Source organism: Paramicrobacterium fandaimingii (genome assembly GCF_011751745.2).
GTDB lineage: Bacteria > Actinomycetota > Actinomycetes > Actinomycetales > Microbacteriaceae > Paramicrobacterium > Paramicrobacterium fandaimingii.
Genome location: NZ_CP061170.1, coordinates 1,724,745 through 1,746,985 on the forward strand (window position 1 = coordinate 1,724,745; position 22,241 = coordinate 1,746,985).

The 22,241-nt window shown below is 62.0% G+C and carries 22 protein-coding genes; 3 read left to right on the forward strand and 19 right to left on the reverse strand.

What is annotated here, in order from left to right:
* Positions 1-2 precede the first annotated feature (2 nt).
* From HCR84_RS08365 to HCR84_RS08435, 15 genes are all read right to left on the reverse strand, one after another.
* On the reverse strand, positions 3-956 hold the full coding sequence (locus tag HCR84_RS08365) for an aspartate carbamoyltransferase catalytic subunit (RefSeq protein ID WP_166983619.1): 954 nt from the start codon (positions 954-956) through the stop codon (positions 3-5).
* Entirely contained in the window at positions 956-1,495 is a 540-nt protein-coding gene (gene pyrR / locus HCR84_RS08370; protein ID WP_166983620.1) for a bifunctional pyr operon transcriptional regulator/uracil phosphoribosyltransferase PyrR, read from the reverse strand. The genes HCR84_RS08365 and pyrR overlap by 1 nt, the downstream gene beginning before the upstream one ends.
* An 83-nt stretch (positions 1,496-1,578) precedes the next feature.
* Entirely contained in the window at positions 1,579-1,998 is a 420-nt protein-coding gene (nusB, locus tag HCR84_RS08375; RefSeq protein WP_166983621.1) for a transcription antitermination factor NusB, read from the reverse strand.
* Positions 1,998-2,561 carry an elongation factor P gene (efp, locus tag HCR84_RS08380; protein WP_166983622.1) on the reverse strand — a complete coding sequence of 188 codons (564 nt, stop codon included), beginning with the start codon at positions 2,559-2,561 and terminating at the stop codon, positions 1,998-2,000. The genes nusB and efp overlap by 1 nt, the downstream gene beginning before the upstream one ends.
* Positions 2,562-2,659: 98 nt before the next feature.
* Positions 2,660-3,088, reverse strand: coding sequence for a type II 3-dehydroquinate dehydratase (locus tag HCR84_RS08385; RefSeq protein ID WP_166983623.1), 429 nt, complete (start codon positions 3,086-3,088; stop codon positions 2,660-2,662).
* A 16-nt stretch (positions 3,089-3,104) separates the two neighbouring features.
* Positions 3,105-4,181, reverse strand: coding sequence for a 3-dehydroquinate synthase (gene aroB / locus HCR84_RS08390; RefSeq protein WP_166983624.1), 1,077 nt, complete (start codon positions 4,179-4,181; stop codon positions 3,105-3,107).
* A gap of 16 nt (positions 4,182-4,197) precedes the next feature.
* The gene (locus tag HCR84_RS08395) at positions 4,198-4,698 is read right to left on the reverse strand and encodes a shikimate kinase (protein ID WP_235940847.1); all 501 of its coding nucleotides are present in this window, start codon (positions 4,696-4,698) and stop codon (positions 4,198-4,200) included.
* A gap of 1 nt (position 4,699) precedes the next feature.
* Positions 4,700-5,908: a chorismate synthase gene (gene aroC, locus HCR84_RS08400; RefSeq protein ID WP_166983625.1), complete on the reverse strand. Its 1,209-nt coding sequence runs from the start codon at positions 5,906-5,908 to the stop codon at positions 4,700-4,702.
* A 56-nt stretch (positions 5,909-5,964) separates the two neighbouring features.
* Positions 5,965-6,810, reverse strand: coding sequence for a shikimate dehydrogenase (locus tag HCR84_RS08405; RefSeq protein ID WP_235940848.1), 846 nt, complete (start codon positions 6,808-6,810; stop codon positions 5,965-5,967).
* Positions 6,810-8,192 (reverse strand): endolytic transglycosylase MltG, encoded by a 1,383-nt coding sequence (mltG, locus tag HCR84_RS08410; protein WP_166983627.1) that lies wholly within the window; start codon positions 8,190-8,192, stop codon positions 6,810-6,812. The genes HCR84_RS08405 and mltG overlap by 1 nt, the downstream gene beginning before the upstream one ends.
* 6 nt (positions 8,193-8,198) lie before the next feature.
* A complete protein-coding gene (gene ruvX / locus HCR84_RS08415) occupies positions 8,199-8,678 on the reverse strand; it encodes a Holliday junction resolvase RuvX (RefSeq protein WP_166983628.1) in 480 nt (159 codons plus the stop codon).
* Positions 8,679-8,680: 2 nt separating this feature from the next.
* A complete protein-coding gene (gene alaS, locus HCR84_RS08420; protein ID WP_166983629.1) occupies positions 8,681-11,338 on the reverse strand; it encodes an alanine--tRNA ligase in 2,658 nt (885 codons plus the stop codon).
* Positions 11,339-11,372: 34 nt separating this feature from the next.
* Positions 11,373-11,606 carry a hypothetical protein gene (locus HCR84_RS08425; protein WP_098409339.1) on the reverse strand — a complete coding sequence of 78 codons (234 nt, stop codon included), beginning with the start codon at positions 11,604-11,606 and terminating at the stop codon, positions 11,373-11,375.
* A gap of 125 nt (positions 11,607-11,731) precedes the next feature.
* A complete protein-coding gene (gene rpsD, locus HCR84_RS08430; protein WP_166983630.1) occupies positions 11,732-12,355 on the reverse strand; it encodes a 30S ribosomal protein S4 in 624 nt (207 codons plus the stop codon).
* 176 nt (positions 12,356-12,531) lie between these two features.
* Entirely contained in the window at positions 12,532-13,863 is a 1,332-nt protein-coding gene (locus tag HCR84_RS08435) for a replication-associated recombination protein A (protein ID WP_166983631.1), read from the reverse strand.
* A 153-nt stretch (positions 13,864-14,016) separates the two neighbouring features.
* Here HCR84_RS08435 and HCR84_RS08440 point away from each other — a divergent pair, with 153 nt between their 5' ends.
* The 3 genes from HCR84_RS08440 to HCR84_RS08450 all read left to right on the forward strand — a co-directional run bounded on the left by HCR84_RS08440 (position 14,017) and on the right by HCR84_RS08450 (position 16,784).
* Positions 14,017-14,796 (forward strand): peptidylprolyl isomerase, encoded by a 780-nt coding sequence (locus HCR84_RS08440; RefSeq protein ID WP_166983632.1) that lies wholly within the window; start codon positions 14,017-14,019, stop codon positions 14,794-14,796.
* A gap of 93 nt (positions 14,797-14,889) precedes the next feature.
* Positions 14,890-16,119, forward strand: a complete 1,230-nt coding sequence (locus HCR84_RS08445; protein ID WP_195706709.1) for a DUF349 domain-containing protein — start codon at positions 14,890-14,892, stop codon at positions 16,117-16,119.
* A gap of 89 nt (positions 16,120-16,208) precedes the next feature.
* On the forward strand, positions 16,209-16,784 hold the full coding sequence (locus HCR84_RS08450; RefSeq protein WP_166983633.1) for a hypothetical protein: 576 nt from the start codon (positions 16,209-16,211) through the stop codon (positions 16,782-16,784).
* Positions 16,785-16,787: 3 nt separating this feature from the next.
* On the opposite strand, the gene HCR84_RS08455 is transcribed toward HCR84_RS08450, so the two are convergent.
* The 4 genes from HCR84_RS08455 to yajC are packed head-to-tail and all read right to left on the reverse strand — an operon-like array spanning position 16,788 to position 22,199.
* Positions 16,788-19,031 (reverse strand): RelA/SpoT family protein, encoded by a 2,244-nt coding sequence (locus tag HCR84_RS08455; RefSeq protein WP_166983634.1) that lies wholly within the window; start codon positions 19,029-19,031, stop codon positions 16,788-16,790.
* A 46-nt stretch (positions 19,032-19,077) separates the two neighbouring features.
* A complete protein-coding gene (secF, locus tag HCR84_RS08460) occupies positions 19,078-20,079 on the reverse strand; it encodes a protein translocase subunit SecF (protein WP_166983635.1) in 1,002 nt (333 codons plus the stop codon).
* Positions 20,079-21,800, reverse strand: coding sequence for a protein translocase subunit SecD (secD, locus tag HCR84_RS08465; protein ID WP_166983636.1), 1,722 nt, complete (start codon positions 21,798-21,800; stop codon positions 20,079-20,081). Before secD ends, secF begins: the two co-directional genes overlap by 1 nt.
* 48 nt (positions 21,801-21,848) lie before the next feature.
* Positions 21,849-22,199: a preprotein translocase subunit YajC gene (yajC, locus tag HCR84_RS08470; protein ID WP_235940849.1), complete on the reverse strand. Its 351-nt coding sequence runs from the start codon at positions 22,197-22,199 to the stop codon at positions 21,849-21,851.
* Positions 22,200-22,241: the final 42 nt, after the last annotated feature.

Consider the following 22,241-nt stretch of genomic DNA (forward strand, 5'->3'; position numbering starts at 1 on the left):
CGTCACAGGAGTTCCTCTCGTTCACCGGATAGCAGCAGGTAGAGCGCGGCCATACGCACCGACACGCCATTGGTCACCTGTTCGCGCACCGTCGACTGGGCCGAGTCAGCGGCCGACGCTGAGATCTCGAGGCCACGGTTCATCGGCCCGGGGTGCATCACAATCGTACTCGTCGGAAGCCGGGAGAAGCGTTCGTCGTTGAGCCCCCACCGTCGCGAGTATTCGCGGGAGTTGGGAAAGAATGCGTCGTGCATCCGTTCCGCTTGGATCCTCAGGAGCATGACGGCGTCTGGAGTCGCGCGGAGCACCTCGTCGAGGTCGTATGACACGGTGACGGGCCACGTCGAAACGTCGACGGGAACAAGCGTTGGCGGTGCAACGATTGTGACATTCGCACCGAGCGTCGTGAGCAGCCAGACATTTGATCTCACGACCCGGGAATGCAGAATGTCTCCGACGATCGCGACGTGCATACCATCCAGCCCGCGACCCCTGCTGCCGTCGCCGTGCGCGCGTTTGCGCATTGTATAGGCATCGAGAAGAGCTTGAGTGGGATGCTCGTGCGTGCCGTCCCCCGCGTTCATGACGCCGGCGGAGATCCACCCGCTCGACGCAAGTGTGCGCGGGGCACCCGAGGCGCTGTGCCTGATGACGACGGCGTCGGCTCCCATCGCCTCGAGGGTCTGAGCCGTGTCTTTGAGACTCTCGCCCTTCGACACGCTCGAGCCTTTCGCGCTGAAGTTGATAACGTCGGCCGAAAGCCGCTTTGCTGCCGCCTCGAACGAGATTCGCGTACGCGTCGAATCTTCGAAGAACAGATTGACGACTGTCTTCCCGCGCAAGGTCGGAAGCTTCTTCACCTCGCGCCGCTGCGTCGCGGCCATATCTTCTGCGACATCGAGAAGTGCGATTGCCTCGTCGCGAGTGACATCTTTCGTCGTGAGCAGGTGGCGCATCAGTCGCCGACCTCCTCAATTGTCACGACATCTTCGCCGTCGTACTCGACAAGGTGAACGTTGATTCTCTCGTGAGAGGCAGACGGCAGATTCTTACCGACGAAGTCGGGCCTGATCGGCAGTTCCCGATGCCCTCTGTCGACGAGAGTTGCCAGGCGAACGGCCCGAGGCCGCCCGATATCCCCAAGGGCATCGAGAGCGGCGCGAATCGTGCGACCGGAATACAGCACGTCGTCAACGAGCACGACGGTGACGCCGTCTATTCCACCCTCAGGAATGCTTGTGGGTGCCGGGGCGCGGGTTGGATGCCGGCCGAGATCGTCGCGATACATGGTGACGTCGAGTGCGCCTGAGGCGACGCGGATGCCGGAGATTGTGCTGATCGTCTCGGCGACGCGGTCTGCGAGGGCGACACCCCGCGTGGGAATGCCGAGAACAACGAGCTTCTCGGCGCCCTTGTTCGATTCGAGAATTTCGTGCGCGATGCGCGTGAGCGCTCGAGTGATGTCTGCGGATTGCAGCACAGTGCGCATGGTCAATGCGCCACTCCCTTCTCCGCCTCTCTGGACGGCATTAAAGGTTGTTGGTGCCCTGAGCCTATCGCACGGCGATCAGTGAAACGTCAGAAGGCGCCAGCCGCCTCTGCGATCTTGCCGAGCAGTCCGTTGACGAACCCGGCTGACTCATCCGTCGATAGCGTCTTGGCCGACTCGACGGCCTCGTTGATGGCCACGCCCGTCGGCACCTCGTCATTGTGCAGAATCTCCCACACGCCGATGCGCAGAATCGCACGGTCGACAGCAGGCATGCGCGCGAGGGTCCACCCCTGTGCGTATGTTTCGATCTGCTCGTCGATTTCGGTGCGCGACTCGACAATCCCATCGATGATGTCGCGGGCGTACAGCCACGATGCTTCGCGTGCCGGCTCGCTCGACGCGCGCTTCGCCTCGGCAGCTAAGGCGTCGACAAGATCTTGCTGACGCACGTCGGCGCTGTACAGAATATCGATGGCGCGCTTGCGCGCCTTTGAACGGGCGCTCACTAGTCGTTGACGCGTCCGAGGTAGTCACCCGTGCGAGTGTCGACCTTGACCTTGGTGCCGGTCTCGACGAAGAGCGGAACCTGAATCTCATAGCCGGTCTCGATCGTCGCGCCCTTTGTGCCACCCGTTGAGCGGTCGCCCTGCAGGCCCGGCTCGGTGTACGTGATCTGCAGCACGACAGACGCGGGGAGCTCGACGTACAGCGGGTTCTCGTCGTGCATCGCGATGGTGATGGACTGGTTCTCCAGCATGAAGTTCGCAGCGTCGCCGACGACGGCTGCCGGAACCTGAACCTGGTCGTAGTCGCTCTGATTCATAAAGATGAACGAGTCGCCGTCGTTGTACAGGTAGGTGTAATCGCGGCGGTCGACGTTCTCGAAGTCGAGCTTCGTTCCGGCGTTGAACGTCTTGTCGACGGTCTTTCCCGTCACAACATTCTTCAGCTTCGTGCGAACGAAGGCGCCGCCTTTGCCCGGCTTGACGTGCTGAAACTCGATGACGCTCCACAAATTGCCGTCGATGCTGAGGACGGCTCCGTTCTTGATGTCAGCGGTTGATGCCATGAAATGGATGTCCGTTCGGTGGAAGTTAGGGGGCTGATACTGGCCCAGCAAAGCAGTTTACCGGCAGAAACTTGCGCCGCCAAAGGGACGCACGGCACTTAGCGAAGCAGCTGGGTGAGAGCGAGACGATACGAGTCGAACCCGAAGCCGGCGATGACTCCCGTTGCAACAGACGTCAGCACACTCGTATGCCGAAATACCTCACGTGCGTGCGGGTTCGAAATGTGCACTTCGATGACCGGAACACCGGCCGTTGTCACCATCTCGACGGCGTCGTGCAGCGCGTACGAGTAGTGCGACCACGCGCCCGCATTGAGCACAACGGGTGTCGAAGCATCCATCGCCTCATACAGCCAGCCCAGCAGCTCGCCTTCGGTATCGGTCTGCCGCAGTTCAATGTCGTGTCCCTGTGCCTCGGAGCTGAGCTGCGCGTGAAGATCGTCAAGCGTCTGGGTGCCATAGACGTCGGGCACGCGAGCGCCGAGCCTGCCGAGGTTTGGTCCGTTGAGAACGAGAACGCGCGTCATACCGAAAGCCTAGAGCCTAGGAGCCGATTTCCTGATACGCCGAGAACAGCAGCGACTGGTCGGGAGCAGGAAGCATCGCCGGTCGGCCGATGTCATCGAGCACGACGAAGCGAAGAAGGCCCGCTCGTGCCTTCTTGTCGCGCTGCATCGTGGCAAGCAGCGTCTTCCACCGTCCGATCGGGTACTCAAGAGGCAGCGAAAGCGAACCGAGGATGCTGCGATGGCGATCAACCGCCTCATCTGAGAGCCGCCCGGCCAACCGTGAGAGCTCGGCCGCAAACATCATTCCGATGCTGACGGCCGCGCCATGCCTCCACTGATAACGCTCGGTGTGCTCGATGGCGTGCCCGAGCGTGTGGCCGTAGTTCAGGATCTCCCTCAGCCCTGCCTCGCGGAAGTCCTCGCTGACGACGCGGGCCTTGACGCCGATCGACAGTTCGACGGCTCGACGAAACTGCTCGCTCGCCGGATCGGTGACCCGGTCGACATCGTCTTCGATGAGGTCGAGAATCTCGGGTTCCGCGATGAAGCCGCACTTCGCGATTTCGGCGAAGCCCGCGAGAACGTCGTTGCGTGGCAGCGGCTCGAGCGTGTCGAGATCTGCGACAACGGCGCGCGGTGCGTAAAACGCGCCGACGAGGTTCTTGCCCTCGGCCGTGTTGATTCCGGTCTTTCCTCCGACAGCTGCGTCGACCATGCCGAGAACCGTTGTCGGAATCTGCACAAGTTCAACGCCCCTCAGCCAGGTTGCCGCGACAAAACCAGCGAGATCGGTGACGGCTCCTCCGCCAAAGCCGATGACGGCATCCGTGCGGGTGAAGTCTGCCTGGCCCATGACCTGCCAGCAGAACGCGGCAACCTCTACGCGCTTGCCCGCTTCGGCATCCGGAATCTCGGCGAGAAGCACCTGGCGGTCTTCGGACAATGCCGCGCGAAGCTCTTCTGCCGCCTTGGAGAGGGTTGGCGGATGCACGATCAGCACCTTCGCCACCGAGGCGCTGAGCTGGGCTCCGACGTCGAGGCGGGTTGCCCTGCCAATTGAGACGCCATACGGGGCAGCGCCCCCGACATCGATCGTTGTGGTCTGCGTCATGCTGTCCTTCCTTCCGTCAGTGTGTCGCCCAGGCGGCGATCTCGTCTGCGATGCGCGAGATGGGACCCGTTGACGTGTCGAAGCTCACTGCGGCAAGTCTCGAGTAGATCGGGCGACGTTCGTCGTAGATGCGCTGCCAGGCGTCTGGCCCGTCTTTCAGTAGCGGGCGCTTTGCTGTATTCATGCGATTGAGCACGGCGCGTGCAGTGACGGTGAGCTCCACGACGGTGTGGCTCTCGAGCAGACGCTGCGACTCCGGATCGATCACCGCGCCGCCGCCGAGGGACACAACGGCGCTTTCGCGCAGTGCATCGGCAACCGCCGTGCGTTCGAGAGCCCGAAATTGCGCTTCGCCCAACGTCTCGAAGATGTGCGTGATCGCCCCGTGCTCAGCGGCGATCACGGAGTCTGTATCGATGAACCGAATGCCGAGCGCGCGCGCAACACGGCGGCCGATGCGGGTCTTGCCCGAGCCCATCGGCCCGATGAAAACCAGGGGAAGCCGTTTCGTGATCACGTCAGAGCGAACCGTCGGATGTCCCGGCGGTGCGGAGGGTGTCGGGAATGCTCGCCAGGTACCCTTCGAGATTGCGGCGCGTTTCGCCAACGGAATCCCCGCCAAACTTCTCGAGCACGGCATCGGCGAGCACGAGGGCCACCATCGCTTCGGCGACGACGCCCGCTGCGGGCACGGCGCACACATCGGAGCGCTGGTGGTGTGCCGTCGCCTCGTCGCCGCTCTGAACGTCGACAGTGCGCAGAGCTCGGGGCACCGTGGCGATGGGCTTCATTCCCGCGCGAACGCGCAGAACGGTTCCCGTTGACATGCCTCCTTCGGTTCCCCCTGCGCGGTCGCTCGTGCGCCGAATCGTGCCGTCTTCTGTGTAGAGCTCATCGTGAGCCTGAGAGCCGCGTCTCGTCGTCGTGGTGAAGCCATCGCCGACCTCAACGCCCTTGATCGCCTGAATGCCCATGAGTGCCTGTGCCAGCCGACCGTCGAGTCGGCGATCCCAATGCACGTGCGAGCCGAGTCCTGGTGGAACGTCATAGGCAAGAACCTCGACGACTCCGCCGAGAGTGTCTCCGGCCTTGCGGGCATCATCGACTTCCGCGACCATCTGCTCACTTGTCTGGGCATGAAAGCAGCGCAGCGGATCGTCATCGAGCTGTGCGAGATGTTCCGGGCGAGGAAGCGGCGCCTCGTCCGGTACGCGAACGGGGCCGATGGCCAGCGTGTGGCTGACAAGGGTGATGCCGAGTTCAGCAAGAAACGCCTTTGCGACGGCGCCAAGTGCGACGCGGGCAGCGGTTTCACGGGCGCTGGCGCGTTCGAGAATCGGTCGCGCCGTCTCGAACCCGTACTTCTGCATGCCCACGAGATCGGCGTGCCCGGGCCGAGGACGAGTGAGAGGCGCTCCGCGTCCGCGCGACTTCTCGCTGAGCTCTGTCGGCTCCGGGTTCATCACCTCTACCCACTTGGGCCATTCGGTGTTGCCGATGCGAATCGCGACGGGGCTGCCCAGAGATTCGCCCTGCACGACGCCGCCCGAGAGGTTCAGCTCGTCTTGCTCGAACTTCATGCGGCTGCCGCGGCCGTACCCGAGTTTGCGGCGCGCGAGGTCTGCGCGAATGGCGTCAGGTGATACGGGCACCCCCGCGGGAAGTCCCTCGAGCACGGCAATGAGTTCGGGGCCGTGGGATTCTCCGGCCGTGAGCCAACGAAGCATGCCTCTATCTTTCCACAGCGCCAGCGTGCGGCAGACCGCGTGTCATCGTGATGAGCTCAGGCCAGCCCATCGGCGGCAAGATTGACGGCGCCGAGCATCGCCGAAATCACTCGCTTCTCGTCGGGAAGCGGCGTGAGCGGCGAACCGGAGTCGAAGATGCGCACCTGCAGCAGAGCCTGGTGCGCGAGCATGGCGAGACCGTTGATCACCCGACCCTGCTCCGCGTGCCAGGCCCGTGCAAGCTCGCTCGGCCACGGCCAATAGGCGACGTCGAGCAGAAGTGCTCGTCGGCGACTCGCGGCAGTGAACTGCTCCGGAGCGGCGACGCCGCCAGGGAGCGTGCTGATGACGAGATCGGCGTCTGGCGTCGAGGGCGCCGAGCCGAACTGCCGCACATCAATCTGCACGTCGATGGAGGCCGCCAACGCCTGAAGAGCCGTCGCCCGCTCCGGCGCGCGCACCGCAACGTCAACGTGCGAGGCGCCGAGTCGTGCAGCGGCGACGATAGCCGAGGCCGCTGTCGCCCCTCCCCCGAGAATCATGACCGAATGAGGCGCTGCAGTTCCGGCGGCGCGCACCGCTCGGACGATGCCATCGACGTCGGTGTTGAACCCGGCGACGGGGCCGTTGTTCAGCCGAAGCGTGTTCACCGCACCGGTGATCTCCGCATCGTCGTCATGAATTTCGGATGCCGCGAATGCCGCGTTCTTGAGCGGCATTGTCAGCGACAGCCCGCGCCACGATGACCCACACGTGTCGAGAAAATCGGTGAGCTCGTGCTCGCGAAGCTCCCGGCGCTCGTAGCTCCATGAGCGACCCAGCACCTGGTAGGCGGCAGTGTGCAGCGCGGGAGACTGCGAGTGCGCGATCGGAGAGCCGAGGACGGCAAGTCGATCGCTCATCAGCATCCGTTTCCGGGGTTCGCATCGCACCAGGCACGCAGTTTCTCAACGGCCTTCTCGTGTTCGGCATTTGTTGTCGAGAACACGGTCTCACCCGTCTTCAGGTTGACCGTCACGAAGTAGAGCCACTCGCCCGCGGCCGGATTGAGAGCCGCGTCGATGGCGAGATCACCGGGGCTCGCGATGGGGCCAACCGGAAGCCCCTCGTGCTTGTACGTATTCCACGGACTGTCTGATTCCAGCGCCTCTTTGCTCGACCAGACCGAATCGCCGTCTGTGTCGACGCCGTACTGTGCTGTCGAGTCCATTTGAAGCTTCATTCCCGCATCGAGGCGGTTCTGAATCACCCGGGACACCTTGTAGAAGTCGTCTTCCTGACGCGCTTCCCTCTGGATGATGGAGGCGATTGTCAGAACGCGTTCCCGGTTCTCTGGCGCAACATTCGCGTCATCGAGCGCGGTCATCGTTCGCGACACGAGCTTCTGAATGGCGTCGTGCGCGCTCACGTCGGGCGCGAACTGGTACACGGCGGGGAAAAGCCAGCCCTCGATCGACGGTGCCGACGCCGGTATTCCAAAGTCCGACGGCTTTGCGGCGGCCGTGCGGAGGTCGTCAAGGGGAATCTCTGTTGCGTCGCTGACAAGCTTGAGGATTGCTTCCCCCGAGAGCCCCTCACGAATCAGCGCTGTGCGTTCCACCTTGTTATCTTCGTCGAGCAGCGCGGTGAGGGCAGACCGGGCGCTCATCTTCTTCTTGAGCGAGTACGTGCCCGGTTGGAATGTCGGCTCTGGCTGCTGCGTGAGCAGCAGCTGATAGAAGGCCTTCGAGGTCTTTGTGACCCCTGATTCCGCCAACGTCGCGGCGATGTCCGAACCCGTGTCGCCTTCGGCGATCACGATGAAAACCTCGCCCTCGCCTGAACCCTCGTAGTCCGTCGGCTCTTCCCAGCCCATGACACTGCGAATCTGCGGCTCGAAGGTATTCCACACATAGAAGCCGCTGGCGACGATCGCGGCGATGACGACGATGGGGAGCACGGTCCAGAGAATGATGCTCGAGCGCTTCTTCGGCTTCGTGGGCGATGTTTGGGAACGGCGCCGCCGCGACGCACGGTCTTCAGCGACAGATTGCGACACGAGGAGGTCGAAGCTGGAGGTGACGGGATCTGTCGATGCGGGTGCGGAGGTCTCGTCACGGGGAGACGTGGCCTCATCGCCCGGGTGATCCGGCGCGACGGCATTCTGCGCTGCATCCTGTTCGGCATTCTGGCGCTTCCGACGCTCCTTGCGAGAGCGCGGTTGCGATGTGGCGTCGGGGTCGTCCGCCGACTCGTTGAACAGGTGGCGAAGAGGGTCCTCGCCTGGTGTGGGCTCACTGGGCATTCGTACTCACGATTCCGGTGTTGTCGTCACCCGAGTTCCGGGTGGCGCTGACGTCGACTTCTCTGTGTCGATTGCATGTTGCAGGATGATCACGGCCGCAACTTGATCAATGATCTTACGGGAACGCTTCTGAGAGCGGCCATTGTCGCGCATCGCTGAATGCGCGGTGACCGTGGACAGCCGTTCGTCGACGAGTCGGACGGGACGGCGTGCCGCATCAGCCAGACGCTGTGCGAACAAAACGGCGTCGTCTGTCGATGCCGTGCTCGATCCGGACAGAGAAAGCGGCAGCCCGACAACGATCTCGAGGGCGTTCTGCTCGTCAGCGATCTCAACGATCCGAGCGACATCTGCGGAACCCGAGGCATCGCGCGCAACGGTCTCCACGGGGGTGGCGAGCATTCCTAAGGGATCGCATCGCGCAACCCCGATCCGTGCTTTGCCCACGTCGACGCCCACTCGCACTCCCGTACGAAATTCGCTCACTCTCACGCCTTCACAGCATCGATGACGCTTGTCAGAGCCGCGGGGATCGCTGTGGCGTCCTGCCCTCCGCCCTGGGCGATGTCGTCTTTTCCGCCGCCTCCGCCGCCGAGCACGCCCGCCGCGGTTCGAACGATGTGTCCGGCACGCACGCCTGCGCTGCGAGCTGCCTCGTTTGTCGCGACGATGATGACCGGGCGCCCCGTGATGTTCGCTGCGAGGGCGACGATGGAGGGCTCGGAGCCGAGACGTTCACGCGTGGTCGTGACGAGCGTGCGAACGTCGTCTGCTGAGGTCATGTCCGTCAGCTCTTCAGCGACGACGCGTATCGAGCCGACCGTCTGAGCGCTTGCCAGAAGCGCGGGAACACGCTGAGCTTGAGCGCGCGACTCGTACTCCTTGATCTTCTTCTCAGCCTGCTTGAGGTTTGCAACGAGATCGCTGATGCGCGAGGGCAGCTGTTCTCTCGGCGTCTTCAACGACGAGGTGAGTTCGCGAACAATCGCTCGCTCCGCCGCAAGGTCGTCAAATGCTTCGAGGCCAACGAGTGATTCGACACGACGATTCGTCGAGCCGACCGAAGACTCGTTCACGAGGTTGATCATGCCGATCTCGGCGCTCGTTGACACGTGCGTTCCCGCGCAGAGTTCCCGAGACCAGGGTCCTCCGATATCGACGACGCGCACGACATCGCCGTATTTCTCCCCGAACAGTGCCATGGCGCCCAGCGACTTTGCCTCGTCGAGCGGCAGCTCGCGTGTGACGACCTCGAGATTGTCACGAATCGCGTTGTTGGAAATCTCTTCGATCTCTGTCAGGGTCTCCCGCGAGAGCGCCTGGTTCCACGAGAAGTCGAGACGCAGGTACCCAGCCTTGTTGTATGAGCCCGATTGGTGGGCGTTCGGGCCGAGAATCTGGCGAAGCGCCGCGTGGATCACATGTGTGCCGGAGTGAGCCTGTCGCGCGCCGCGGCGATATGTCGCATCGACGATCGTCGTCGCCTCGGCGTCAACAGACACGACACCGCGCGTCACAACCACCGTGTGGCTGATGAGGCCCTTCACCGGCTTCTGCACGTCGAGAACCTCGAGTTCGTAGCCGTTTCCGACGATGGTTCCCTTGTCGGCATCCTGACCGCCAGACTCGGCGTAGAGCGCTGTTTCGGCAAGAATCACCTCTGCCGTCTGCCCCTGCGAAGCGCTCGTCACCGACGTGCCATCGACAATGAGTCCGAGCACGCGCGATTCGGCGGTCATCTCGGTGTAGCCGAGGAAGCGGGTCTCACCGTGGGCACGGAAGGCGCCGTAAACGCTGAGATCAGCGACCTGCGATTTCTTGCTCTTCGCGTCTGCCTTCGCCCGCTGCTTCTGCTGCGACATCAGTGAGTCAAACGCGTTGCGGTCAACGCTTAAGCCGGCCTCATCGGCAATCTCGAGGGTGAGATCGATGGGAAAACCGTACGTGTCGTGCAGCAGGAAAGCGGTGTCGCCCGCGAGAACCTTCTTGTTTTCCTTCTTCGAGGTGTCGACAGCGAGGTCGAGAATCGATGTGCCGCTTTCCAACGTGTGGAGAAACGTCTCTTCCTCACCGTAGGCGGACTGCGAAATGCGGGCGAAATCGTGGGAGACTTCCGGGTACGACGCGCTCATCACATCGCGAGAAGCCGTGAAGAGCTCGGGGAAGCTGGGGCCCTCGACGCCGAGAAGGCGCATGGCACGCACGCTGCGTCGCAAGAGCCGACGCAAGATGTAACCGCGACCTTCATTCGACGGTGTGACACCGTCGCTCATGAGCATGAGGGAGGAGCGAACATGGTCGGCGATCACGCGCATGCGCACGTCGTCATCGTGGTCGGCGCCGTAGCGACGTCCGGAAAGCTCCGAGGCGCTGTCGAGAACGGGGCGAACCTGGTCGATCTCGTACATGTTCTCGACGCCCTGCTTCAAGAATGCGACACGCTCGAGTCCAAGACCGGTGTCGATGTTCTTGGAGGGCAGCTCGCCGACGATGTCAAACTCCGTCTTGCTTCGGACATTCTCGATGGCGTACTGCATGAACACGAGGTTCCAGATCTCGACGTAGCGGTCGTCATCTGTCGCGGGGCCGCCGTCTGCACCGTAGGCAGGCCCGCGATCAAAGAAGATCTCCGAACTCGGACCGGCCGGTCCGGGATGCCCCGTCGACCAGTAGTTCGTGTCTTTGTCGAGGCGTTGGATGCGTTCGTCCGGCAGTCCGGCGATGCTCTTCCACAGAGCGATCGCCTCGTCATCGTCTTTGTAGACGGTGACCCAGAGATCCTTCTCGTCGAAGCCGTACCCACCGCTGGACTCGGACGAGGTCAGAAGCTCCCAGGCATACCCGATGGCGCCTTCCTTGAAATAGTCGCCAAAGGAGAAGTTGCCGGTCATCTGGAAGAACGTTCCGTGACGTGGGGTCTTGCCCACCTCGTCGATGTCGTTCGTCCTGATGCACTTCTGCACACTCGTTGCGCGAGGATACGGCGCGGGAATCAGCCCGGTGAGATAGGGGATGAACGGGACCATGCCGGCGATCGTGAACATCACGGTCGGGTCTTCGCTCACAAGCGAGGCACTCGGCACGACCGTGTGTCCTCGCTCCCCAAAGTAGTCAAGCCAGCGCTGACGAATCTCGGAAGTCTTCATGTGTCCGTTCGTTCGTGAATGATGAAAAGCGGGTTCACCGTTTGTTGAGGTCGTCGATCGCCGCTTCGGCGTCTTCGACGAGTGAATCGATCGTTTCGCGCAGCTCGGCTTCGCGCTCACGGTACGCTTCGGCGACGGTGTCAGTGAACTCACGCATCTTTGCATCGACGTCGGCGAAGAACTCGCGGCCGCCTTGCGTCTGGTTGACCTTGTGGGCCACGACGAATCCGGTCGCCACGCCCACGAGAAGCAACAGCAGGTTCTTCATCTTCATCTCCTCGTCGAATGTGCTGGGAAGTCCGGGACAATCCTACCCGGTGCTCGTGGTCATACTGCGTGTGCGAAAAGCGAAGGAGGGCCACGGCGAACCGTGACCCTCCTCTCGTGCTGATGTCAGCGAGCTGCGTAGTACTCGACGACGAGCTGAACTTCACAGGTCACGGGGATCTCGGCGCGCTTCGGGGCGCGAACGAGGCGTGCCTGCAGCTTGTCGAGCTCGACCTCGAGGTAGCCGGGAACCTTCGGCAGAACCTCTGCGTGGCCACCGGCGGCGGCGACCTGGAAAAGGTCGCTGCCTTCGCTGCGGGGCTTCACGTGGATGAGCTGCCCTTCCTTGACGCGGAAAGACGGGCGGTCAACGAGCTGACCGTCGACGAGGATGTGACGGTGAACAACCATCTGGCGAGCCTGAGCGGTGCTGCGTGCGAGGCCGGCGCGAAGCACGAGGGCGTCGAGACGCGTCTCGAGAATCTCGACGAGGTTCTCACCCGTCAGCCCCTGACGGCGACGTGCCTCTTCGAAGGCGATCTTCAACTGCTTCTCGCGGATTCCGTACTGGGCGCGAAGACGCTGCTTCTCCTTCAGACGGACCGAGTAGTCCGAGTCAGCCTTGCGCTTGGTGCGGCCGTGCTCACCAGGAGCGTAGGGGCGCTTCTCCATGTAGCGAGCGGCCTTCGGGGTCAGTGCGACGCCGAGGGCGCGCGAGAGGCGCGTTTTGGAACGGGACGTGTTTGACACGGTGTCCTTTCAATATGATTTCTCTAACAGTGCTTTGCGAGCACGCGTGAGCGTACGGCAGGGCAGAGGGATCGACCAGGAACGTTCGGCTACAGAACGCAATCCGTCAAGACAGGTGAACACGCAGCCGCACGCACTCACCAGCTTTAGGCCAACGGATATCTTAGCATGCGCGATCAGGTGTGTGATCCTCGAATGATGCGCAGAAGCTTGGCGAGCCGAGTCGAGACGTCACGCTCGTTGCCGTGCTGGGTTGGGCGGTAGTACTGCCTGTCGGCAAGCTCGTCTGGAAGGTACTGCTGCGGCGAGACTCCGAGCTCTGAATCGTGGGGATAGACATAGCCCTTGCCATGCCCTAATCGCTTGGCGCCGGGGTAATGGGCGTCACGCAAATGAAGAGGAACGCGTCCGATGCGACCGTTTCTGACATCGGAGATCGCTTCGTCGATGCCTCTGTTCGCCGAATTGGATTTTGCGGCGGTGGCGAGATAGACGACGGCTTCGGCCAGAGGGATTCGCCCCTCGGGCATTCCGATGAATTGCACAGCGTGTGCCGAGGCAACCGCGATCTGCAGCGCCTGAGGGTCTGCCATGCCGACGTCTTCCGATGCGGAGATCACGATGCGTCGTGCAATGAAGCGGGGGTCTTCGCCCGCCTCGATCATGCGAGCGAGATAGTGCAGCGCGGCATCCGGGTCTGAACCCCTGATCGACTTGATGAACGCGCTGATGACGTCGTAGTGCTCATCTCCGTTCTTGTCGTAGCGCAGCAGAGCGCGATCCACGGCCTGAGCAACGACCTCGGGGGTGATCACGGGCGAATCAGATTCAGCGGATGCCGAGACCGCGGCGGCCTCAAGCGCCGTGAGCGCACGACGCGCATCACCCGAGGCGAGACGGATGATCGCGTCGCGGGCATCGTCGTCGAGCGCGACGCGATCCCCGAGCCCACGCTCATCGTGCACCGCGCGGTCGACAAGCTCCCCCAGGTCGTCATCGCTGAGTTGCTGAAGGGTAAGCAGGAGCGATCGTGAGAGAAGCGGAGAGATGACGGAGAACGACGGGTTCTCTGTCGTCGCGGCAACGAGAATCACCCAGCCGTTCTCGACGCCGGGCAGAAGCGCGTCTTGCTGCGCCTTGGTGAAGCGGTGAATCTCATCGAGAAAGAGCACGGTCGACAGGCCGTAGAGGTCCCTGCTGTTGAGCGCCTCCTCCATGACGCGGCGAACATCTTTCACCCCGGCGGTGACGGCAGAGAGCTCGACGAAGCGTCGGCCAGAGGAATTGGCGATGGATTGGGCGATCGTGGTCTTGCCCGTGCCGGGAGGGCCCCAGAGAATCAACGAGACCGACCCCGATGTGCCCCCAGAGTCGCCCGCGAGTGCGACGAGCGGAGAACCGGGGGTGAGCAGATGCTTCTGGCCCGCTACCTCGTCAAGACTGCGTGGGCGCATGCGTACGGCAAGCGGTACATTCGACTGCTGATAAGCCGTGCCGGTATTCGCCATGCCGATAGGTTATCGGCTGCACCTGACAGGCAAGACTGTAGGCTTTGCACCGCGCGGCCACTCCCCCGTAAGGTTCTTCTGGGTAACGTCGCAGTTTCACACGCGACGTTACCGTCGCACACCCGGGCTTCGGCCATCACGTTGGAGGAATCTGTGGCCCCTAGCAAATACGATGAGAAGAAGGCGCGTCTTGAGCGCAATCGACTCCGAGCGTTCCAAGCACGGCAGAGCGTGCACGATCATCGTCGCAAGCGCCGCATCCGCGACAACTGGATCGCCGGAATTCTCGTTGTGCTGGTAGCCGTTGGCGCGAGCTTCGCGCAGGTCTTCTACTTCTCGAATGGTCCGGGAAGCCCGGAAGCCACAGCAACGCCGTCACCGACGGCATCCGCCTCGCAGTATTCGAAACCGGATGCTTCCCTCGCCGAGGATCGCGAGTGGACAGGCCAGATGACCATCAACGACATTCCCCTTGGCATCACTCTTGACGGCGCGGCCGCACCGATGGCGGTGTCGAACCTCGTCTACCTGAGCCAGGAAGGCTTCTATCAGGGACTCAGTTGCCACAGGCTGACAACGACCGATGGCTTCGGCGTGCTGCAGTGCGGTGATCCGAATGGTGACGGAAGCGGCGGGCCTGGCTATTCGTGGGGGCCAATTGAGAATGCCCCAAAGGATGACTTCTACCCGGCGGGCACAATTGCCATGGCCAGGCAGGGCAATAACGCCGAGAGCATGGGAAGCCAGTTTTTCATCGTCTACGAGGACACCACGATCCCGTCTGATCAGGCCGGCGGATATACCGTGCTCGGCACGATCACAACCGGGCTGGACGATCTGAAGAAGACGGTTGTCGACAAAGGAACAGCCGACGGTTCGGCAGACGGTCCTCCCGCCGTCGACACGGTCATCAACGGCATAACGGTTAAGTAGCGGCCGCCCCGGTCGGTCAGCCCGCATAATAGGCTGAGAACTCAGTCCCGCACGACCGTGAGCGCGGTCAGGATCACAAGTAGGTAGAGGCACGTGGCAGAGACACAAGAACAACCGTGGGGTCGCGCAGACGAGACTGGCACGGTGTTCGTCCGTGAGGGCGACGAGTGGCGTGAAGTTGGTCAGTTTCCTGACGGAACTCCGGACGAGGCTCTCGCATACTTTGAGCGTAAGTTCACCGATCTCGCCGGGCAGGTGAATCTGCTTGAGCAGCGGGCAAAGCGCGGCGCTCCGGCGAAAGACATCGCCAAGGCCGTCGCGAGCCTGACGGAGAACCTGCGCGAGCCGAGCGCCGTTGGCGACATCGCATCGCTGCGGACGCGTGTCGCTGCACTCGACACGACAGTCGACGAGCTGAATGAACAGCAGCAGGCGCAGGCCGAAGAGGCGCAGAAGGAAGCCATCGCGCAGCGCGAGGCCATCGTCACCGAGGTCGAAGCCCTCGCCGCGATCGACCCTGCCCGCGTGCAGTGGAAGCAGATGACGGGGCAGGTCAATGACCTCTTCGCCCAGTGGCAAGCGCACCAGCAAGACGGCCCAAGGCTTCCGAAGGCGCAGGCGAATGCCCTCTGGAAGCGGTTTCGCACCGCCCGCAGCACAATCGAACGGGAACGCCGAGCGTTTTTCGCTGAGCTCGATGCGCAGCACCGCGATGTGAAGGTGCGCAAGCAAGAGTTGATCGAGCAGGCGCAGGCACTCGTGCCGCGCGGGATCGACGGAGTGCCCGGTTATCGGCGTCTGCTTGACGATTGGAAGCGCGCTGGCCGAGCGGGCAAGAAGCAGGACGACGCGCTGTGGGCTCGATTCAAGGCCGCAGGCGATGAGATCTATGCGGCCAAGGCCGAGGTCGATGCCCGTGACGATGCCGAATACCGCGAGAACTACGACAAGAAGCTCGAGCTCCTCGATGAGGCGCAGCCCTTGCTCTCCGCGACGAACCTCGACAAGGCGAAGTCCCAGCTTCTCAGCGTCCAGCGCCGATGGGAAGAGATCGGCCGGGTTCCTCGCGACAAGGTGAAGACCGTCGAAGAGCGCCTGCGTCGCGTCGAGCAGGCCGTGCGAAAGCTCGATGAGGAGCATTGGCGCAAGAACGATCCCGAGACGAAGGCGCGCACCGAGGGGCTTGCCGCACAGCTTCACGATTCAATTGCGAAGCTGGAGTCAGAGCTCGCCGATGCCGAGGCGAAGGGTGACCGCAAGCGCGTCGACGAGGCAAATGAAGCGTTGCGCACCCAACGGCAGTGGCTGAACGCGATCGGCTGACTCTCCACAGGCCGCTGCTCGTACACCCTGTTCTCCACAGTGGACGGTGAGCTCCGGCCGCGCGCGCCCTCGTCCGCGACGATGGGGACATGTCCCGTTTAATCCCTCCGGTGATGCGCGCTACAGACCTGCCGCTTGCCGTGTTGAGCGCCGCACGGCTCGACGGAGTGCTCTGGGGCGTCCACGACGGCTACTGCTCCGTCGATGAGCCCGATCGTCCGGAGCTGCGAGCCCTCGCTCTCTCGTACGCTGTGCAGCCGCACGACATCGTCGTGGGAAGAACGGCGGCCTGGGTCTACGGTGCGGGCAGCAGGGTCATCGGCCCCATCGAGGTGTGTTCGCGAGCACGCCCACTCGGCTCATGGCGAACCGGCGTGCGTTACCGGGAAGTCGCGATCGACGACGATGATCTCACGCGGCTGTCCCCGCCTACCCCGATTCTGACGACCCGATCACGCACGATCAGCGACATCGCCGTCGACTCGCTGCGAACCATTCATGACATCGACCTCGTACTTGCGCTCTGCGATGGCACCGCGTCCACGGTCCGCTCGCATGCAAACGACCTCGCAGCTGCACGTCGCAGACCGGGAAAAGCTGCCGGACTCGAGTTTCTCTCCGTCGTCATCGCGGCTGCCGAACGGCGCGGCACGCCGTCCGAGTGACGGTCAGCCTCCGTTGACGCGGTAGACGTCGTACACGGCGTCAACGCGTCGCACAGCGTTCAGCACGCGCTCGAGGTGGGTCGTGTCACCCATTTCGAAGACAAAGCGGCTGATTGCCAACCGCGCGTTCGACGTGGTGACTGTCGCTGAGAGAATATTCACATGGTGCTCGCTGAGCACTTGCGTGATATCGGAGAGCAATGCAGCCCGATCGAGCGCCTCCACTTGAATGTTCACGAGGAACAGACCCTTTGAGGTCGGTGCCCACTCGACATCGATCATCCGCTCGGGCTCCTGCTCAAGCGACTGAACGTTATGGCAGTCAGAACGATGGACAGAGACTCCAGAGCCACGGGTGATGAAGCCGACGATCTCATCGCCTGGCACCGGTGTGCAGCACTTGGCAAGCTTGACGAGAATGTCGGGTGCACCCCTGACCAAGACCCCCGACTCGCTGTTCGACGCGCGGGCACGCGAGCGCCCACGTACTGGCATATCGACGATAGTGTGCTCGGACTCGGCGTCGCCCTGGACGATCGCGGCAACCTTCTCGAGAACCGACTGTGTTGACACGTGGCCCTCGCCGACAGCGGCATACAACGCCGAAATGTCGTTGTAGTGGAGCTGTGAGACAACCTCGTTCAGTGAGTCCAGCTGCCGCAGCGGCAGGTTCTGCTTGCGGAAAGCCCGCGCGATGGCATCCTTGCCCTGCTCTATCGCTTCGTCGCGGCGTTCCTTGGTGAACCATTGGCGAATCTTACTTCGCGCACGAGGACTCTTGACGAACCCAAGCCAGTCCTGGCTGGGACCGGAGTCAGGATTCTTCGATGTGAAGACCTCGACGACGTCTCCGCTGCCCAACGCGGTTTCCAGGGGAACGAGGCGTCCGTTGACGCGGGCACCCATCGTGCGGTGCCCAACCTCTGTGTGCACGGCATAGGCGAAGTCGACGGGTGTCGCGCCCGAGGGAAGCCCGATCACACGACCCTTCGGAGTGAAGACGTATACCTCTTTGGCGCCGATCTCAAACCGCAGGGAGTCGAGGAATTCGCTGGGGTCGGCCGTCTCAGCCTGCCAGTCAGAAATATGCGCAAGCCAGGCAAGATCGGTGTCGGCGGAGGGCCCTGACGCCTTCCCTCCGTTCATGCGCTCCTTGTACTTCCAGTGGGCCGCGACACCGTACTCTGCATGCTGGTGCATTTCGTGCGTGCGAATCTGTATCTCGACAGACTTGCCCTCAGGGCCGATGACCGTTGTGTGCAGCGATTGATAGAGGTTGAACTTGGGTGTCGCGATGTAGTCCTTGAACCGACCGGGAATCGGCGTCCAGCGAGCGTGAATCGCGCCGAGCACCGCATAGCAATCGCGCACCGAGTTGACGAGCACGCGGATTCCGACGAGATCGTAGATGTCATCGAAGTCGCGCCCGCGCACGATCATCTTCTGGTAGATCGAGTAGTACTGTTTTGGTCGGCCGACGACCTTGCCGCGAATCTTCTGGGCCTTGAGATCGTCATTGATCGCATCGATGACCATCTGGATGAAGTGCTCGCGCTTCGGCGTGCGCTGCTTAACGAGGCTTTCGATCTCGGCGTAGATCTTCGGCTGGAGCACAGCGAACGAGAGGTCCTCGAGCTCCCATTTGATGGCTTGGATACCGAGCCGGTGCGCGAGTGGAGCGTAGATCTCGAGAGTCTCTGTCGCCTTCTTCGCTGCCTTCTCCGGTGGCATGAAGCCCCAGGTTCGCGCATTGTGCAGGCGGTCTGCGAGCTTGATGATGAGCACACGAATGTCCTTCGACATCGCAACGATCATCTTGCGTACGGTCTCGGCCTGGGCTGCCTCGCCGTATTTGACCTTATCGAGCTTGGTGACACCGTCGACGAGCATGGCGATCTCGTCACCGAATTCGGCTCTCAGCTCATCGAGGGTGTACTCCGTGTCTTCGACGGTGTCGTGCAGCAACGCCGCAGCGATTGTCTTCGAGCCGATTCCGAGATCGGCGAGAATCTGCGCGACCGCGACCGGGTGTGTGATGTATGGCTCGCCGCTGCGCCGCTTCTGCTCTCTGTGCGCTTCTTCTGCCACGGTGTATGCACGCTCGATAACCGAGACGTCGGCCTTTGGCTGGTGCATACGCACAGTTCGGATGAGCCGATCGACAGCGCCGACAGGCTGGGCGCGCGAAAAGATGCGCGGCACGAGTCTGCGCAACGATGCAGATTGTGTCGACGTTGATTCTGTCATCGCGGATCACCCCCTTGAACTCTCAAGGATACTGCCCAGATGCGCGTTACTTGACCGGCTCGGCCCGTGACGCACGCTCACGTGCCGCAAGCACACGAGCATCACGCTTCTTGATCTCCGGTTCGTTCTGACGGAACAGTGCGTAGAGCGGTGCCCCAACGAAGATCGTGGAATATGTGGCGACGATGATTCCGACGAAAAGTGAGAGCGAGATGTCTCGGAGTGTCTCTGCGCCCAAGAGAAAGTCGCCGATGACAAGAATCGCGGCAACAGGCAGCGCGGCGACGACCGATGTGTTGATCGACCGCACAAGAGTCTGGTTCACAGCGAGGTTCACCGATTCAGCGAAGGTGCGCGGGGAATCTTCGCCATCTTCGTGCGTATTCTCGCGAATCTTGTCAAAGACGACAACTGTGTCATAGAGGGAGTACCCCAGAATCGTCAGGAACCCGATCACTGCCGCCGGAGTTACCTCGAACCCAGACGCCGCGTAGACACCGAGTGTGATCACCAGCACGTCTGCCAAAGTGATGATGGCAGCCGCTGACATCTTCCACGTTCTGAAATACAGAGCCATGATGATGAAGGAGAGCACAAGAAAGATGACGAGCGCCGTCAGAGACATCTTGGTGACGTCGCTCCCCCACGTCGCTCCGACGAAGTTGGTATTGACGTCTGACGTCTCAACGCCGTACGCGCTCGCGAGCGTCTGGGTAATCTGGTGCGTCTGATCCGCTGTCAGCTGATCTGTCTGCACCCGAACGCCGTCGTCTCCGACAATCACGACGCGGGTGACAGCCTCGGGCACGACCTCGGCAACGGCGTCGGTCGCCAAGCTCTGCTCTGTGCTTTTCGCCCCCGAGATGGAGAACTGGGAGCCGCCCGTGAACTCAATGCCGAAGTTGAATCCGCCCTTGAGAATCGGGGTGAGGATCGAAGCGATCACAAGGAGCGCCGCGATTGTGAACCACACTCGGCGGTTGCCGACGAAGTTGACGGAACGCTTGCCCGTGTAAAGGTCGTTTCCGAAGCGAACGAAGCTGGCCATCAGGAATCCTTCTCGTCATTCTTCTTCGCTGTGCCGGACGAAGCCAATTCAGCCTTCTTCCGCTCAGCAATTGTCTGGCGCTTTTGCGCTTCCTTGCTCGACGATGCGATCTTCGATCGTTTCGCCGAAACAGGCGAGCGGAATTGCGCTCGGCCTCGATAGACGGCGCCGAGGGCTTCGGGATCGAGACCTGAGAGCGGATGGCCGCTCGAGAAGAATCGGGTCTTAGCGAGCAATTGGAGCATGGGGTGCGTGAATATCACGACAACGAGAACGTCGATGAGCGTCGTGACGCCGAGAGTGAACGCGAAGCCGCGCACGTTTCCAACGGCGAGTACGTACAGCACAACGGCGGCGAGAAGGTTGATTCCCTTTGCCGAGTAAATGGTGCGCGCGGCGCGTTTCCACCCCGCTTCAACGGCGGATTCCAAGCCTCGACCATCTCGAAGCTCGTCACGTATTCGCTCGAAGTAGACGATGAAGGAGTCGACTGTGAAACCGATCGCGACGATCAGACCCGCTATTCCGGCGAGAGACAAGCGGTATCCCTCACGCCATCCAAGAATCGCAATCACCAAGTAGGTCAGTGCTGCCGCTATGACAAGAGACAGAATCGTCACGAATCCGAGAAGTCGATACTGGAAGAGCGTGTAGACGACGACGAGCAGGAGGCCGATAAGGCCGGTGATCAGACCGATCTCCAGTTGAGCCGAGCCGAGCGTCGCCGAGATCTGGTTGGAACTGAGCTCCGTGAAGTTGATGGGAAGCGCACCGTACTTGAGCTGGTCGGCCAGTGCTTTTGACGTGTCCTCGGTGAAGTTTCCGCTGATCTGCGCTTTGCCGTCGGCAATAACAGCTTGCGATCGAGGCGCTGAGATGACTTCACCGTCGAGCACAATGGCAAACTGGTTCTTCGGAGACTCAGCGCCGGTCAGCCGGGACGTGACATCCGCGAAGGCCTTTGCGCCTGTGCTGTCGAATTCGAGGTTGACGACCCACTGTCCTGTGGTCGCGCCCGTCTGGGTCTGTCCCATGCCAGCGGATGCGTCGCTGATGTTCGCACCTTCGACTTCGACGGGGCCCAGAATGTACTTCACCGTTCCGTCTGTTTCACAGGCGATGATCGGCTGATCTTCTGGTGCGTCCGCGGCCTCGCCGCGCTTCGCATCGCAGTCGAATGCCTGATATTCCTGTTGCAGCTTCGGAGTGATCCAGCTGTTGTCACTGCCATCGGTTGGCTCGGCGGTCGGTTCGTTGGGAACCGTCGGCCCCGGAGACGGATACGGCGTTGCCTGTCCATCTTCTCCCACGAATTCGTTGGAGGGCTCGCCTGCGACGAGAACGGGTCGGAACGAGAGCTTTGCCGTGGAGGTGACGCGATCGCGGGTTTCTTGATCGGCGACACCGGGGATAGCCACGACAATGTTACGACCACCCTCGGTCGTAACCTGTGCCTCAGTGACACCGGACGCATTCACGCGCTGGCGGATAATCGAAACGGCCTGGTCGAGCTGCTCCTGGGAGACGTCAGAGCTGTCGGAGACCTGGGCCTCCAAGATGATCTGCGTGCCTCCCTCAAGGTCGAGTGCGAGCTTTGGGATGAAGCTCGCTCCTCCCCAGAGAACACCCCCGGTGAGAACTGCGATGAGGACGAGGACGATGAATCCCAGCCACGAAAGCGAACGCGTCGCCTTCCGGGTAGGTGTGGAGCGTGGAGACACCTATGTACTCAGCTTTCTGTTGCGAAAATTCCGGGCGCCTCGAAAGGCTTACGCGTTATCAGACTTGTTGTCACCGTTGGGCGTTGAATTGTCGGTGTCGTCTGGCTCGATCGCTTCGTCTGCGTCGTCCATGGGTACATCGTCTGACTCTGCCTCGTCTGCGTTGTCAATTACACGCGTGATCGTCTGGCGGTGAACGGTCAGAACGACGTCGGCACCAGCCTGCAGCTCTACCTTGTTGTCCTCTTCGTCGATTGACAGGATAGTTCCGAAAAGCCCGAAGTTCGTCATCACTTCTGCGCCCGGAGCCACTTTGGACTGCAGATCCTGCTGATCGCGCTTGCGCTTCTGGCTGTTCCGGAACATGAAGAAGATCAGAACGGCCAGGATTGCCAACATGGCAATAGTTAACGGGTCCATACAGTTTCACGGCTTTCCGCG